The organism is uncultured Flavobacterium sp., from assembly GCF_963925415.1.
Classification (GTDB): domain Bacteria; phylum Bacteroidota; class Bacteroidia; order Flavobacteriales; family Flavobacteriaceae; genus Flavobacterium.
In genome coordinates this window covers 85,198-101,493 of the sequence record NZ_CAWUTS010000003.1, presented here as the reverse complement: position 1 = coordinate 101,493, position 16,296 = coordinate 85,198, and the positions used below count along the sequence as shown (strand labels likewise).

The window sequence follows — 16,296 nt, the reverse complement described above, 5'->3', positions numbered from 1 at the left end:
GTTCAGAATTTATGATTGTAAAGAAATAAGAAAAAAAAGTGTAATGCCAAGCGCAACACCAATAAAAAACACCCCCTAATTTACACTAAATTAGGGGGTGTTTTTGTAAAATAACGGTTGGGAAAGGCATAAGCCTTGAGTATCATGCTATACATTGATCATTAAATACTTTTTTAATTATCCGACAAATACCATTCTGCAAAAGAGGTGTCTGTTTCTTGAAGCTTTAAAGAGTGTAAAGTAATATGTGAAGGAAGTCTATTTTGAATTTTTTTTGCAAAATCAACAACCATGTTTTCACTTGTAGGTTGATATTCAACTAAAATTACATGATGTCCACGTGTTTTTAGTTCATGCGCTAATTCTACATGTGGTGTGTTTTTATTAAAAACGGTAGCATGGTCAAAAACATCTACGATTTCTTCTCTAACAATTTTTTTTAGATCGGTAAAATCGATAACCATTCCATATTTTACATTGTTTTTGTCAGTAATAGGTTTTCCAATGACTGTAACTGACAATTTATAACTGTGCCCGTGAACATTTTTACATTTTCCGTCGTAGCCATATAAAGCGTGTCCAGTTTCAAAGCTAAAAGCCTTGGTTATTCTTATGTAGCTCATTGTAATTTTATTTCTGCAAATGTACTAAAAATAGCAATTTTAAAGAGGCATTATTAAATAAAAAAGACAGCCTAATTAAAGACTGCCTTTTTTAATGCTTAACAGTATAAAACTTAAAGCTCCTCAAAAGATTGATTTTCATTTTTAGCTGCTTTTCTAACATTTAATGCATTTCCGTTTTCATCTACAACAAAAGCTACAAATTCAATATTACTAGCATTAGACACATTAGCCGGAACAGGAATGTCAAATGATTTAGTGTAAACATTGCCACTAAAAGGTTCAGTATTATTTATAGAATCTCCAAATAAATCAGTAATACAACTTCTTAAAGTATGGTTGTGAACATAATTTGTAATTGGGTTAACACCACCGTAATACGAGGTATAATTTTTTTGAGAATAAACCAAGCCATTTTCTAAAACATAAACGACTAACTTTAGGTTTGTAAAACTGTTGCTAAACTTTACTTTGACATCTAAAAGTATATTGTTTCCAACAACAGTATTATTCATAGAAAGGCCAAGTTTAGGGTTTGCTCCTTGAGTTAACGATGTAACCTGAGCCAAATTGTTTTCTTGTGGAGTTGTCCATTGAGTAAATCTATTAATTAGCCCTTTTGGATAGCCTGAAATAGGGAAAAGATTCTCTAAGGCACTCGTGTCATAATTATAGGGATCATAATTAGAATTTGTAGGAATAGAACTTGATCTGTGTATCGCAACAGCAACAACATCATCTGTAATAGCGTTTACTTGTTCAATTGCATAAGCAACACGCGTACAATATCCACACCAGGTACCTGTATAATCTTCTAATAACACTCTTTTTCTAAAATTAACTTGAGTACCATCATGAAACGTAATAACAACAGGGGCTGAAATTATTCCTAAATAGCTACTGGTTACTGTAAATTCGCCAATGGTATTTGATGTAAATACATTGCTGTTTAGAGCATTGTTGTTTATATAAAACACTGAAACAGCAGTAACATCTTCACCTGTAGAAGTATAGGCAGATAGTGTAACAGTTTCATTAATTAATGAAAATGAATTATCTGCAGTAACAATTATAGACTCAACAGACTCAAGAACAGTATAGTTTTCTGAACAAGAATTTGAAACAAATAGAATTAAAGATAAAACAAGTAATTTAATAAACTTCATAAGAATTAATGGGTATTACTTTTTAATGATTTTTACACTAGCTTTTTTGTTTTCTTCATTAGTAAAATTTAAAAAATAAATATTAGAAGACAAATGGCTTAAATCAATTTGATGATTTCCGCTTTCAAATGTATTGTTATAAACATTTTTTCCGTTTATGTCAAATAATTTAATTGACACATTTTTTTCAGCGTTAAACTCAAGATTATTTTCTACTAATGTGTTTTTTAAATCAACACCGATTTCTTTTATTTCAGACACAAAAGAGTCGCTGCTTAGGTTAGGGTTATATCTATAAGTGAAATTTATAGCAGCTCCTATTTCATTTCCAGCAGCATCAAGCGTATAAAATTTAAACACAAAATCCATTGGATAATTAGTACCATCGCCAACATTTGTATTTAAGAAATGATCAAAATTTCCGTTTTGTCCGTTTGCCGGTATTTCATATGCAGCATTTGGATAGGATTGACCAACAACAACATTGTCATAACAGTCTGTGCCATAACACAATTGAAAATTAGTGCCATCATAAAATGTAGCACTTACAAATTGAATTTTAGTCAAAATCGGTGAGGAAGTAGTATTAACAACATGAAAGTCCAAACTCGATTGTGGATCTGTAGCGACCGTATAGGTTATTACGTCACCGTCTATAATAGGTGTTCCATCTAGTTTATTTACAGAAAATTGAGCAAAAAAAGATGTAAAAGTTAAAAAAGCTAAGGCACAAAGTGTTTTTTTCATAGTATTGTTTTTTTTATATCTAACCTAAGAAATTGGGTTAGACATAAAATATTTATTTTATTATAATTTTTTCGTTTTTTTCTGAAGTCTCTGATTTTATTTTGGCAAAATAAACACCTCTATTTAAATGAGTTAAATTTATTTCACTACTGTTAATAAGCTGCTTTGCATTAAAAACAATTTTACCGGTAACGTCTGAAATAGTAATATCAACATTAGATGGAGAAAAAATAGAAATTATTCCGTTAGAAGGGTTAGGGAAAAGAGAAAAATGTTCCAACTCATCTGACTTTACATTAAGGAAACCTTGAATAGCAAAGGCTCTAGAGACACCAAAGCCATAATTTCCAGGCGTTGAATACACAACAAGGTTGTTTGAATCAGTCAAAGAAACTGCTCCACCTCCATCACCATAAGAATCAATTAAATTAAATGAATAACAATCACTAACAGGTAAAGAAATAGGAATGTTATAGCTGCCCGGGCTTTGGTCAGGGCCGTATGGACCTCCGCTCAGAACAGCAACTCCAGAAGAGTTTTTAATATTCCAAGAACATTCTGTTCCCCAATCATCTGTCTGAATCGATAAATTTAAATTATTTGTTGTTTCTGCAGATTTATTAAAACTAGTAGTTATAACATTATTGGTATTATTGGCATCACTTGGCAAGGTTACATTGACTATATTTGTTGGTAAAATAGAATAGGTAATTGCTGGCAGTTGAATTTCTTGAGTTTGCATAACACCTAAGCTTCCAGTCCAATTAAACACTTGTGGGTTTTCTGAATTAATATCATAATTAATGTTTAATGATGTTAATGGAGTTTGACTTATGTTTTTAATACTAACTTTTGGAGCTATATTGTTAATACATTGACTTGGAACATTATCAATAGATGTTAAATGAACATCGTTTCCAATAATACCTGTAAATGTTGGGGTTGATCCATTTCCAGAAATAATATTTTGTTGTGTTTCAGTTACAAAAGCAACAATTTCTAATTCAGCAATGTCTACCGGTACGCCTACATAACTAGCAGGCAATGTATAGGTATATGTTTTGTCTACAAAAGTGCCCATTGTAGTAGTTGTAATGCTTTCACCCCATTGACCTGTAACCATATGCACGAGTCTATGTTTATGATTGTATAAGTTTCCTGCATTACCTCCTGTTTGTGGTCCTTTGGTATTGTTTTGTAATATGGCAACATTTAATTTGTTTGTTGAAACAGGGCTTGAACCTGTATAATATCCTTCAACATGAACGGTTAATTGGTTGTTTTGCACATTAATAGAAGATTCTACCGCCACATTAACATAAGAACTTTGAGTTTTTATGGTGTTTCCGGCAGCTGACCAAAAGTTTCTACTCATAGCTGTACCAGCAGATTGAGAATAACTAGGAAACAAAAATCTATTTATTGTCCCAGCAGGATATCCGGCTAAATCAGACTGGCCTGCAATTGCGGTTCCATATGGGGTTCTAAAGTCTGGTTCTCCAGCAGAGGGAGTTGCATATCCACCAACATGAACATTTATTAAAAACACATTATCTGGGTCAGCATCCTTCATTCCTTGCGCAATAGCATGGCCTTGCGGACAATAAACACAATGGATCCCTGTGAACTCTTCTAAAACAACTTTTTTGTTTTGAGAAGTAGTGCTTACAATTGTTTGAGCAAAAGAAATAGAGCTAAGGGAAATTATGCAAAAAGTAAGTAAAGTTTTATTCACAATAAATATATTTAGTTAAAAAGTTAATAATATAACAAACATACAATATTTTTATTTAATAAATATTTAAATCCGATTAGCATTTGATATGAGTTTTTTTTGTACAAATTATTTGTATGTTTGCTAAAATTTAACAATTTAACAATGAAGTACGCATTTATTTTATTCATTTCTTTTTCAATATTTGGTCAAAAACAAATGCCAGATATATCATTAAAAAATCTAGATAATCTTAGTTTAAATGTAAAAAACGACTTTGTCGAGCAAGACAAATTATATATTTTTTCTTTTTGGGCAACATGGTGCGCTCCTTGTATTCAAGAACTACAGGCCATTAATGAATATTATAATGATTGGCAAAACGAATTAAATGTAGAGGTAATTGCAGTATCGGTTGATGATTCAAGAACTCAAAAGCGAGTTACACCCATGGTTAACGGTAAAGGATGGACTTATACCGTTTTACTAGATAAAAATCAAGACCTTAAAAGAGCACTATCGATTACAAATGTTCCGTTTTTAATAGTTGTTAAAAATAAAGAAATTGTTAAAATCCATAACGGATACTCTGATGGAGCTGTTGAAGAATTATATGAAGAATTAAAAGAATTATAATGAATTACAAATACTTAATAAGCATTTTTTTTATAAGTTTCGTAGTAAAAATGCATGCACAAGAAGACATAAAAGGCAGATTTTTTGGTGGCATTGAATCTAATTCTCAATATTATTTAGACGATTCTGAATTAGGAGATTTTGCTTTTGAAAACAGGTTTCGATCTAATAATTATTTAAACCTAAATTATAATTATGGCAGGTTGTCTGGGGGTATTTTAGCTGAGGGTTATGAAAAAAACGCATTGCTAAATTACAATCCAAAATTAAAAGGGACAAATATTGGTACTTTTTATCTCAATTATAAAACCAATAAATTAGACGTTACAGCGGGTCATATTTATGAGCAGTTTGGAAGCGGAATGATTTTGAGAACTTGGGAGGATAGGGCTTTAGGAATAAACAACGCCATTAGAGGAGCACGAATAATTTACACTCCTTCGGACAACATAAGATTAACAGCATTAGCTGGTCAACAAAGAAGCGGATTTGATGTTTCTAAGGGTAAAATAATTGCTTTTAACTCTAATTTTAATCTTTCTAAGGTTTTAAAATTAGAATTTTCTGATGTCTCTATTGGGTTTAGCTATGTTGGCAGACAAGATGAAATTAAAATAGAGCAACCTGAATTTGACGCTTTAACAAATGCATTTTCAAGCAGATTGGATTACAGCTATAAATCTTTTTACGCATCATTTGAACACAGTACAAAATCAAAAGATGCTACAATTTTGTTTAATGAATTAGAAAACAATTTTGTAAAAAAAGGGAATGCCTTTCAATTAAATACAGGTTATTCACAAAAAGGATTAGGAGTTGATCTGACTTTAAGAAGAATAGAAAACATGAGTTTTTATTCTGAAAGGGAACCCGATGTTTATCCAGAAAACGGAGGCTCGACTAGTATTAACTATAATGATAAGATATTAAATTTTGTTCCAGCTTTAACCAAGCAACATCATTATAACCTGGCTAATATTTATGTTCATCAAGCTCAAAACAGAATTGATTATATTGATCCAACAATAATGAAAGCTGGAGAAACCGGAGGTCAAATAGATGTGTTTTATACTTTTGAAAAAGGCAGCAAAATTGGAGGTAAATATGGCACAAAAGTAGCAGTTAATTATTCGAGTTGGTATAATTTACCAGGAGAGTATAAATACAATCCAAAATATTACAGTACTAATTTCTTTGGAGTTAGTCAAAAATACTTTTCAGATTTTAACATCGAAGTTACTAAAAAACTAAACAAGAGTCTTCACGGTAACATTATGTATGTCAATCAATATTATGACCAACGCTTATTAGTTGGCGGTGAATTAGTTAAAACTAATGTTATAGCAGGAGATGTTTCATATAAGTTTAACACATCAAAATCTATTCGGATTCAAGCAGAGCACTTATGGGCTGATGCAGATTTAAAAAATTGGGCTGGAGCAACAGTTGAATTTAATTTCAATTCCAAACTGTCTTTTTATATCTACGACATGTACAACTATGGTAATAAATTAAAAGAGAAACAAATTCATTACTATAACCTAGGAGGAAGTTTTAGAAAAGGCTCCTCAAGAGTTGCCTTAAACTATGGCAGACAAAGAGGTGGTTTAGTTTGTGTTGGTGGTGTTTGTAGGTTTGTTCCAGAAAGCAAAGGCATTTCGGTTTCGTTAAGCACTTCGTTTTAAATAAATAATTTTCGCATTAAAAAAGGATAGTTTTAAAACTATCCTTTTTATTTGTCATTTTGCATCAGTTACAATGATTTTTTACATATACACCCAAGTAAAATCTTAAAAAAAACCTAAGAAATTTAACTTTAGCAAGAATCGGAAGCTTACTATCGTTTAAAAGAGCAGTTAGCGATAGTCATTCTTTAAAACGCCAGTATTTCGCAAGGCTATATTCTTTTGATTTCATGATCAAAGTGTCATTTTTCAGAAAAATTTTCGCACGATAAGTATAATCTGAATATTTTATTTCAATTGTATCGTTATTTAATTCATAGCGATAATCCTTAAAGTTGTCAACGTAATAAATGGAATTAGATTTAATTTCAAAAGTTGCATTTCTGCTTTCCCCAGTTGTCCAAATACCCATAATCTTATCATTAGTAATTTCAGAATTTATGGCATAAACTTTTTTGTTTATTTCAGCATCCCTATAAGACATGTTTTTTGTTTCAAATTTTACTATACTAGCAGTCTCTTCTTTTTTACATCCAACAAAAACAAAAACAAAAATAAAAATAAAAAAAACAAAAAATTGTATTTTCATACTATAATATTTTTGGGTTTTTCGTTAACGTATTAAAGCAAAATGCGATTTAAATTCTTGCCTTATTTCATTTTGAGTGTATTGAACTTTAAACCAATAATCAGACGACAATACAGGTTTGCCATTAAAAGTTCCATCCCAACCTATAGAATTAGATTTAATTTCTTTTATTAATTTACCATATCGATCAAATATATAGATATTTGCTTCATACGAATCAAGTAAACCATAAATATTCCAAAAGTCATGATAACCATCCCCATTTGGAGTAAAAAAAGCAGGATAGGTAACCGTTAGTATTGCCTGTGATTCTACTATTCCACACTGATTATCAATGTCTCTAACCAATACTGTATACGTACCATTTAACAATCCATTAAAAACGGAACTAGGTTGCCAGCTTAATCCACTATCTATGCTATATTCATAAACACCATAACCTCCTACAGGCAAGGCTTCAATGGACGCTAACCCTGGTGAGAAAAAAGGAGTAGTTAATATGGCACTTACACTTTCTGGCTCCGAAGATAAAGAAGCACTAACGCTATCTGTTTCAGTACAATTTGTATCTGTGTTTTTAACAACCACACTATATGTGCCAGATTGCGTAACAGTATAAACGGCAGATTGGTTTCCAAAAGAATTTATTGTAGGGTTTGTGGGCGTCCAGGTATAGCTATAATTTCCTGGACTAATTGGAGTAGCATTAATAGTTTGAAAGCCACTACCCGTATAAGGATTTAAGCAAATATTAAAGTCAGAGCCCAAGTTAATTGCCGGAAGCGGATTTACAATCAAATTAACGTATTGATCTAAACCAAAGCATTCGTTGTTGACACTGCTGTCTACCCTTACCCATAATAATTGGTTATTTGCAATGCTATTTCTATAAGGAATAGATGTGTTTATTTCGTTTTGTCCGGCAGAAGCATCGGACACATTTTCATAAAAAGAAACTTGTAGGCTTTGACCCACAGGAAATTGAGACAGTATTTGAGAAGAAGCGCCAGTTAAATCAAAATAATCAAATCCATCATTATTTGGGTCATTAGCGTCAATAAAAACATCGCATTCTTCTAAAACAATATTGGTTACAGGAACAGTAGTTGAAACCAATAAATTTACCTGTATAATTCTACTTTTACAACCGTTTGTATTTACGGCAATGGCCCATACAACGCTATTATTTGCAGCGGTATACGTTTGTGTATTAAGTATTGGGCTAGTCCCATTTTGTGCCTCTAACAAAGTTGTATAAAACGAATAAACAAGACTTGTATCCAACGAAATTAAAAGCTGAGCAAAATTTAAATTAAAATCGGCTATTGCATCTACATCGGTATCACATTGTTTTAAATTAACAGCTTGGCTTACAAAAGGAATTGGGTTTACTATTAAATTAAATGAAGTAATGTTAAAACAATTTGTACTTGTATTGGTTAAACGAACATAAACCGATTGCGAATTTGAGTAGTAGTTGTTCAATGGGTTAATATTTGCGTTTGCATCCAATTGATTGATGTGATAGGTTATAGCAACACCGCTTTGTCCGTTTAAAATTTCGGTGGTTTTAGATGATAAATTAAAAGTTGCAAAACCATTTGTATCGTCTCCATCTATGTCGTCATCACAAGCTTCCAAATTGGTAATTGCAGCAATAGTTGGTATAGGATTATTAAGGACTGTAATTGTAGCTATAATTTCATCACAGACATCATTGGCCGCAATAGTATACGTATAATTTCCTGAAACATCAACAGCAGGATCATATAAACTTGTTTCACTTGTCAAAGTGGGAGACCAAATACCTCCATTTGTTACACCCGCGCCTAGTAAGAGAAATAAATCAACAGGAGTATCCGTTCTACAAACAGTTAAATTTGTATCATTTCCGGCAAAAGGAGCTTGTTCAACAGAAACGGTAATATCAACATCAATAATAGAGCAATCGCCAATATACGAGTAATTATAAATGCCCGGCAAATCATTATTTGGATCAAAAAAATCAGTTCCAGAAAATAGTGGCGGAGTCCAAGTTCCACCTGAAGCAGGATTACCTTCAATTTCATCTAATAAATTTGTTGTACCACTTGAACAAAGAATAGTTTCAGTATCTTTTGGCTCACTTCCAAAACCGGAATAATATCCCGAAAACCCAGCGGCCCCAGAAGCTCCAAAAACACCAACGGCTAATGGTCCGGTAGATTCTACAACCACATTTCCAGAAAAACCAGGAATTCTATATGTAGCCCATTGCGCAGATCCTTGAACAGATTGGGAAACAGATGACGTAGGGGTTCCGTTAATAGAAACTATGGCATTTGCATACGTTAAAGCAATAATATCGGCAGAATAATTAGTGTTCCCAATAGTGTTTATACTAGGTATTAAGTCTACACTTTTTTGAAAAAAACAACTCAACGGAGGAATAAAGTTAAGGCCGTTTGTAGCATCACTTTGTGAACCGGCTAATATTTGATACATATAAATGGGGCTGCTAGATGTAACATATATATTTTGATTGTTATTCGATCCTTGGTAATTTGAAGATGGGATTAAAAAATAATCACCTGCATTTAAATTAGTAATAGGTGTAACACTTCCGTTTACAAACACATCTGTATTATCTTGTGTTGCTATAACTAGAGGCAATTCAGAATTATCACTTCCATTTCCTTTAACAATTATATATTCTACCCCAACCTCTTCGACAGACACTATTTGGTCTAAATTAAAATCTTGCCCATCGTTTTGGCTTAACATTCCCGCAAGGGCATTTCCTGTAACAACTGCTATAGGTTTATCTGAAGCTAATAAAGCTCCAACAAATCCAGTTAAATTTGGACTGTTATCAGAATAGCCAGATAAAACAACAGATTGGCCTTTATTTAAACTAAAAGTTTGAGAATCTAAATTAATATCACCACTACCTGAGGCAAAAACAACACCGTTATTATAATCAGAAACCGTTACGGTTGTGTTGTCTTGGGTTGCCATAAAACTAGAAACAAAATTTCTTGAAAAACCTGTATTATTTTGTGGCAAACTACCCAATCTAAAGCTAGTACCAATTCCCGGAATTCCTTTTGACACTAATATTTCAGCATGGTTTTGAGACCGAACCTTAAAAGTTGCATAAAAATCCTCTGTTCCTGTAAGTACTAAACCACCAGAATCTGTTGGTATATTTACATCTTGTATGTCCATAAACATTGCAGAAGGTTGGCCAGAACCAATTTGAATTGTTTGTGGGTTTCCTTGTGATATTGTAAAAGGAGATCCTTGAATAGCTGTTCCGTTACCATAGGTAATATTAACTAGGAAAGGAATTGGGTTTGGCGTAGAAAGGTAAAGGTAATGATCAGACACAACAGAGGCGTCTCTTGCGTGTATTGGTGGAATCCAGTGCTTGTTGCTAAGTTGTGCAAAAATAAAATGTGAAAAAAAAAGGGAAATAAATAAAAGAATGCGCATTGTTTGTTTTATTTTAAAACGTAAAAGTAATGAAAATATATAAAACTAATTTATTTTTATATCTTGCGGAATATTTTAAATTCACATTTGGGGATGTAGCTCAGTTGGTTAGAGTGTTTGCCTGGCAGGCAAGAAGTCGTGGGTTCGAATCCCATCTTCTCCACAGTAATACTAAAAGTAAGCTCTTAACTGCACACTTCCTGTATGAATAGCTTTAGAGGTTTCACTTTTTCTACCCAAGTAGTTAAAATTAATGTCTAAATAAGTTGTTATTTTTTTTTGCAACAATAACCGCCAAGTTTGATTTTTTCCAACTTGAAGCCCTTCTAGCATTTGAAAACCGACTGCCGATAAGGAATTACCATCAAATAAATTGTTGTAATGCGAAAATTCGCCATTGAAACTAAATCCTTTATCACTATTGATTGTAAATGATGTTCCAAAACGGCTTTGTGTTAACCGTTCAAGCACACCTATTTTATTTTTTTTATTTTGAAATTCATAAAAAATATCCCAACTGGCATTTTTTGAGTACAAATAAGAAACTTTTGGAAACACCTGTACACCATTGATTTTAAAATTTTTATTACCATAGTTCTCAGATATGGACTCACTAAGTATAGTTTTACCAGACAAAGAAAAAAGCCATAATTTTTTTATTAAATGCTGATATTGAAATTGATGGGATTTAGCTTTGTTTTCAACAGAACCAACAGAGAGTAAATTTTTGGCATCATTTATTAAAAAATTATAAGTAAACGAGTGGTTTTGTTTACCTCTATTAAAAAACAAACTGTTTCTAAAGCTACTTTCTAATCCTATTACATTTTCATCGTACTTAGAAAATGGATTTAAATCAAAATTGTTTGCGTTTCTAATGATTTTTCTGTCGACGAGCAATGAGCTTTGATTGTAAAACCGGGATATAAACTTTAAAAACCCTGTTTTGTTTTGCCATTGGTTTAAATTAAAAGTCAATGCTTGAGAAAATTTATTTTGATGTGTTCGAATAAATACTTGATTAGGTAAATATACGCGCACATATTTTGCCAAATCTACAAAAGGAGCAATCTCAAATTCTTGTAATTCTTGAATCCCGTTATTGTTATAGTCGTTCCACGTGTAAACTCCTTGTCCGGGTTCCACCTCTAAATACGTAAACTCTTGTTGTGCAATTGTTCCAGAAGAATTTTCATAAATTGTAGATAATTGAATTAATTGATCAAAAAACCTGTCGTTATATACAATTCTAGAGTTTAAAGAAGGCTCTTCTTTTTTACTTAAATCATTATAACTTAAGGTTCGATATTTTACATAAATTTCTAAATTTCTTTGGTCTGTTTTTATTACTTGTGAATTCAAATAATAAGAATCTGAACGATTTACACGTTGAACATTTCCGTTTTGTAAACTGTCATTTTTTCGCTGCAAATACCCTAATTCTACAAAAACTTGGGTTGTGTCTCCACGACCAATAAAAGCACCATATTCAATAAATTTTTGACTTAAAGATGAATAAGTATTAGTTTCAATTATTTTTTCAGAATTATCTTCCAAATTAATCTTGCTGCCAACCCAGTTTTTCCTAAATTGATATTTTGCTGTGGTTTGGTGTCTTATGAATTCAGAATTAGAAAAATCTCCATCACTTTTCATTGAACTACTCATGTTTGAAATCGTTAAATTTTTGTATTTATAATTTCCCAAGAAGCTATGTTTTGTTCCAGAAAAATTTTTAGAAAAAGCCAAGTTTTCAAATTGATATTTTACAAAACCATTTGTGTTGAATTTTAAATGAAATCCAGATGTTAATAAACGTTGATTTCCCATAGGCGTAGTTAAATTCCAATCTCTATTAAACTCTATAGTAAACAAGCGTTCTATGGTTTTAAAATCATTTTGGATAAACTGAAAATTTCCAAAAGCATCAAGGGTCGTTTTTTTAGACAGTAGTCTTTGTTTAAAACTTGCCTTACCAGCAATGCCATTGTTGTCATCGTCATTTAGAACAGAATATAAATTGAGATCATTAGCACTCACTCCAAACTCAAAATCAAAACTTGTTTTTTCAGATGGGTTATAGGCGCCTAAAATTGTGGCTATTTGAATTTTTGTTGGCGCAACTAATTGAATAATTGGTTCATAGTTTCCTTGAAGAATATCGTTAACCGGTTCAATATATTCATATATTTTTCCAATAGCTTGAGTATTAGCTAAAATATAATTCCCTTGATTTACTCCTATTAAACTAAAACGCACGCTGTACAATTCATCATCAGGATTGTTTGAATATTCAAAAATTTCAGAACCGTTAACGATTCCTTTTTTATACAAAACTTTATTTTCAGAATAACTGTCTAAATATGCAGATTGGGCATTCATCAACGATAAATTGTCTCCTGCATTTTGCAAAACAGTAATTTGTTCTTGTGATAAATTTTGTTGCAAAGGTTGGTTTTTTACATCATTTTCGGAATATAAAAAACCGCCAATTGACCATTTTTTAGTTTCATGTGTTACACCTGTATACGTTATAAAACGTGTGTAGTTTCTTTCTGAATATTGATACTCTATATTGATACGCATTTCTGAAGTTATCGAGAATAACGAAGTAAAAACAACCTCTCCAGCATTATAATCAATTGTGTAGTCTTTGTTTTCTCCACGAGTTAATAAAACGCCGTTTACAAAAACACGCTCAGATCCAGAAATGACCAACACATATAATTCACCGTTATTGCCTGTTAATTTATAAGGGCCTTGATTACCTTCTTGACCTGTAAAAGAACTCCTAGCATATTGTCCTCTTACCAAAGCTATCGAAGCAAAAGCATCTGTTTTGTTATCTTCTGACCCAAATGTAAAGTGAGAATTTATACCCTGAACTTTTTTGTTAAAATTTAAGAAAGAATTTTGGCGGTTTTCTAAAAATAAATCTCCTGCTCGTATGTTCCATTTGTCTGAAAACAATTCAATAAAAACTTGGTCAAACTCATCTAATTTTTGTGAATATCCACCATCTTGCAAAGGAATATTACTGTCTTGAATAGAAGCTCGTAAGCCAACTTTGTCTGATAATTTTCCAGAAATTTGAAGGTCTAGGTTTGATTTTACAGTAGCATTTTGATTGTTACCCATTGTTAGGCCTCTTGTAATGCTTCCGTTGGTATTTAAACCATCAAAAGGTTTAAACTCATTTTTGTTTGTGTTTTTTATTGCAAATAGTTGCCCAGCTTTGTTCGAAACCACCTTTTCTTCATTGTATATGGAATAGGTTTTAGTTAAAAAAGATGGAAAAACGAGATATTTAGCTTCTAATGTGTCTTTGGACTTAAAAGATTCTTTAAAAAACAGTTTCCCTGTTTTATAATTTATATAGTAAAAAGCAGAATCAATAGGGGATCCTTTTTTATTTAATATTTCAAAAAATCTTTTGTTGAGACTTGCTTTTTCTAGAATAATAGAATCTTTTGAAATTAAAATTTCTTTTGATTTAAAAAGGGATTGTGTTTCTTGAGCAAAAATGCCCGAAACCACAAAAAAACAAAACACTATAAACCATTTGTTACCCATAAATACTATAACTCACAATAATCAAAAGTAGTATAATTTTTGGGTTTTAGAAATATTGTTTTGTATGCAAGGCAATAAGGCATTCAGTCTTTTTTTCTTGTCGTTTTAAGACATTTATCTTCAAAAACTTTTGAAAAAAATATTACTCTTTAGTTACAACTTGTAATGTGCCATGAGAAATTTGTTTCAATAAAATAGTTTTATTTTTTTCAACAATTTCCTTAGCTTCCTCATTAAAATGTCTAACAGTATATAGCGATACATTTTCATTAAAACTAATCACAAATTTTTTAGCCAAATGGGGCTTTAAAACATCAAAATTGCCGTATTTATCTTCAATACAAACCGAAAAACTAATCGCAGAATTCTGAATTAAGTTTACTTTGATTTTATATTTGGCAAATAAAGCAAAAATTTCACTCATGTGATCTTCCATCATAAAAGAAAAATCTATTGACGATAATGAGAGTAATAATTGATTTTTTTTAATAATAAAACAAGGAATCTCAGGATCTAAATCAGCTCCTTTTGATACTTGAGTACCCTCTAAGAGGGGATTAATAAATGATTTCACAAAAAGCGGAATTTCTTTTCTTTGAAGCGGCTGTAATGTTTTAGGGTGAATGACACTTGCACCATAAAAAGCTAATTCAATAGCCTCGCGATATGAAATTTGATTTAATAAAAGGGCATTTTCAAAAAACCGCGGATCTGCATTCATTACGCCTGGCACATCTTTCCAAATAGTTACACTTTCCGCATTTAAACAATAAGCAAAGATAGCAGCAGTATAATCAGAACCTTCTCTTCCTAAAGTTGTTGTAAAATTGTTTTCATCTGAGCCTAAAAAACCTTGTGTAATATTTAAACTTTTCTTTTCAATACCTTTAGTAATCAACTTTTGGGTTTGATCCCAATCAACGTTTCCTTCTCTGTAATTAGCATCTGTTTTAATAAAGTCTCTTACGTCTATCCATTTATTTTTTAAGCCTTGTTCGTTAAAATAATGGCTTACTATAGTGGTCGATATGATTTCTCCATAGCCTATAATTTGACCATAAACAAAATTATAGTTTGGTGATTTATTGCTTCTCAAAAAATATTCTAGATCAGACAAATGACTATTTACATCATAAAAAACCTCATGATTTTCATCTTCATATAAATCCATCAATATTTGATTGTGATATTTTTTTACTTCTTGTAGTGCAGCATTAAATTCACTAGATTTTTCAAAATATGTTTGATTTACAAGTTCTAAAGCATTTGTCATTTTCCCCATGGCAGAAATAACAACCAAAACATTTTCATGACCAACTTGTTTTAACACAGATAAAACGTTTTTTACCCCTTCAGCATCTTTTACAGATGCACCACCAAATTTGAATATTTTCATTCTTGAATACGTTTTAAAATTTTATAAAATTATCGATTCCAACTTCATCCATTTGAACCACATACCAATCTTTAAGCACCTTTGCTCCAGATTTTTCATAAAAAGCTATAGCATTTTCATTCCAATCTAAAACATTCCATTCAACTCTTCTTACCTTATCAATTTTGGCTTGTTTTATAATTTCACGATAAAGTGCAAAACCGGCTCCTGTTCCACGGCTCCTTTCTTTAACAACTAGATCCTCGAGATGTAAGGTTTTTCCTTTCCATGTTGAGTATCGATAATAATAGAGCGCAATGCCGATAACACCTTCTTCATTTTCTGCAACAAAAGTATAAAACAAAGGAGTAGAAGAAAACCCGTCTCGTATTAAATCTTCTTTAGTAACGATTACTGCATTGGGGCTTTTTTCAAATACAGCTAGCTCAACAATTAATTCAAGTACGGCTTGCATATCATTTGGCGTTCCTTTTCTTATTTTCATAAAACAAAATTAAAGAATTGTTTTCATAAAAATCAAATTTTAAACAGATTCACAAATTTTAAATTTTTGTTATAAAAAATTTGTTGCTTTTTTAGTTGAAACCTAACCCTTATTAAGAAAAGGGTGCTTAAAAAACAATCAGACTTATCTAATATAAAATAAATAAATATTGCCTCAAATTGATATGTCTTGGAAATTTTTTTTAACCA

The 16,296-nt window shown here is 31.4% G+C and carries 11 protein-coding genes and 1 tRNA gene; 3 read left to right on the top strand and 9 right to left on the bottom strand.

From position 1 onward, the window contains the following. Positions 1 to 173: 173 nt before the first annotated feature. The 4 genes from AABM47_RS00450 to AABM47_RS00435 all read right to left on the bottom strand — a co-directional run bounded on the left by AABM47_RS00450 (position 174) and on the right by AABM47_RS00435 (position 4,271). On the bottom strand, positions 174 to 623 hold the full coding sequence (locus AABM47_RS00450; protein ID WP_338408949.1) for a 6-carboxytetrahydropterin synthase: 450 nt from the start codon (positions 621 to 623) through the stop codon (positions 174 to 176). Positions 624 to 736: 113 nt separating this feature from the next. Then, positions 737 to 1,789 carry an Omp28-related outer membrane protein gene (locus AABM47_RS00445; RefSeq protein WP_338408948.1) on the bottom strand — a complete coding sequence of 351 codons (1,053 nt, stop codon included), beginning with the start codon at positions 1,787 to 1,789 and terminating at the stop codon, positions 737 to 739. Positions 1,790 to 1,804: 15 nt separating this feature from the next. Further along, on the bottom strand, positions 1,805 to 2,536 hold the full coding sequence (locus AABM47_RS00440; protein WP_338408947.1) for a T9SS type A sorting domain-containing protein: 732 nt from the start codon (positions 2,534 to 2,536) through the stop codon (positions 1,805 to 1,807). A gap of 52 nt (positions 2,537 to 2,588) precedes the next feature. Further along, a complete protein-coding gene (locus AABM47_RS00435) occupies positions 2,589 to 4,271 on the bottom strand; it encodes an Omp28-related outer membrane protein (RefSeq protein ID WP_338408946.1) in 1,683 nt (560 codons plus the stop codon). A 144-nt stretch (positions 4,272 to 4,415) separates the two neighbouring features. Between AABM47_RS00435 and AABM47_RS00430 the strand changes: the two genes are divergently transcribed. Then, on the top strand, positions 4,416 to 4,886 hold the full coding sequence (locus AABM47_RS00430) for a TlpA disulfide reductase family protein (protein ID WP_338408945.1): 471 nt from the start codon (positions 4,416 to 4,418) through the stop codon (positions 4,884 to 4,886). After that, positions 4,886 to 6,571 carry a DUF6029 family protein gene (locus AABM47_RS00425; protein ID WP_338408944.1) on the top strand — a complete coding sequence of 562 codons (1,686 nt, stop codon included), beginning with the start codon at positions 4,886 to 4,888 and terminating at the stop codon, positions 6,569 to 6,571. The genes AABM47_RS00430 and AABM47_RS00425 overlap by 1 nt, the downstream gene beginning before the upstream one ends. 181 nt (positions 6,572 to 6,752) lie before the next feature. Here AABM47_RS00425 and AABM47_RS00420 read toward each other — a convergent pair whose 3' ends face one another. Both AABM47_RS00420 and AABM47_RS00415 read right to left on the bottom strand, forming a co-directional pair. Continuing rightward, a complete protein-coding gene (locus tag AABM47_RS00420) occupies positions 6,753 to 7,160 on the bottom strand; it encodes a hypothetical protein (protein WP_338408943.1) in 408 nt (135 codons plus the stop codon). 24 nt (positions 7,161 to 7,184) lie between these two features. Further along, positions 7,185 to 10,634 carry a T9SS type B sorting domain-containing protein gene (locus AABM47_RS00415; RefSeq protein ID WP_338408942.1) on the bottom strand — a complete coding sequence of 1,150 codons (3,450 nt, stop codon included), beginning with the start codon at positions 10,632 to 10,634 and terminating at the stop codon, positions 7,185 to 7,187. Between the two features lie 89 nt (positions 10,635 to 10,723). Here AABM47_RS00415 and AABM47_RS00410 point away from each other — a divergent pair. After that, positions 10,724 to 10,797 (top strand) — tRNA-Ala (locus tag AABM47_RS00410). Positions 10,798 to 10,805: 8 nt separating this feature from the next. On the opposite strand, the gene AABM47_RS00405 is transcribed toward AABM47_RS00410, so the two are convergent. From AABM47_RS00405 to AABM47_RS00395, 3 genes are all read right to left on the bottom strand, one after another. Beyond that, positions 10,806 to 14,207: a hypothetical protein gene (locus tag AABM47_RS00405; protein WP_338408941.1), complete on the bottom strand. Its 3,402-nt coding sequence runs from the start codon at positions 14,205 to 14,207 to the stop codon at positions 10,806 to 10,808. Between the two features lie 142 nt (positions 14,208 to 14,349). Then, entirely contained in the window at positions 14,350 to 15,603 is a 1,254-nt protein-coding gene (locus tag AABM47_RS00400) for an aspartate kinase (RefSeq protein WP_338408940.1), read from the bottom strand. Positions 15,604 to 15,616: 13 nt separating this feature from the next. Next, positions 15,617 to 16,087, bottom strand: coding sequence for a GNAT family N-acetyltransferase (locus AABM47_RS00395; protein ID WP_338408939.1), 471 nt, complete (start codon positions 16,085 to 16,087; stop codon positions 15,617 to 15,619). Positions 16,088 to 16,296 lie beyond the last annotated feature (209 nt).

Bases quoted from the DNA above. Each gene is read 5' to 3' on its own strand.
- AABM47_RS00405 (WP_338408941.1), bottom strand. From the start codon at position 14,207: ATGGGTAACAAATGGTTTATAGTGTTTTGTTTTTTTGTGGTTTCGGGC.
- AABM47_RS00420 (WP_338408943.1), bottom strand. From the start codon at position 7,160: ATGAAAATACAATTTTTTGTTTTTTTTATTTTTATTTTTGTTTTTGTT.
- AABM47_RS00440 (WP_338408947.1), bottom strand. From the start codon at position 2,536: ATGAAAAAAACACTTTGTGCCTTAGCTTTTTTAACTTTTACATCTTTT.
- AABM47_RS00415 (WP_338408942.1), bottom strand. From the start codon at position 10,634: ATGCGCATTCTTTTATTTATTTCCCTTTTTTTTTCACATTTTATTTTT.
- AABM47_RS00450 (WP_338408949.1), bottom strand. From the start codon at position 623: ATGAGCTACATAAGAATAACCAAGGCTTTTAGCTTTGAAACTGGACAC.
- AABM47_RS00395 (WP_338408939.1), bottom strand. From the start codon at position 16,087: ATGAAAATAAGAAAAGGAACGCCAAATGATATGCAAGCCGTACTTGAA.
- AABM47_RS00400 (WP_338408940.1), bottom strand. From the start codon at position 15,603: ATGAAAATATTCAAATTTGGTGGTGCATCTGTAAAAGATGCTGAAGGG.
- AABM47_RS00445 (WP_338408948.1), bottom strand. From the start codon at position 1,789: ATGAAGTTTATTAAATTACTTGTTTTATCTTTAATTCTATTTGTTTCA.
- AABM47_RS00425 (WP_338408944.1), top strand. From the start codon at position 4,886: ATGAATTACAAATACTTAATAAGCATTTTTTTTATAAGTTTCGTAGTA.
- AABM47_RS00430 (WP_338408945.1), top strand. From the start codon at position 4,416: ATGAAGTACGCATTTATTTTATTCATTTCTTTTTCAATATTTGGTCAA.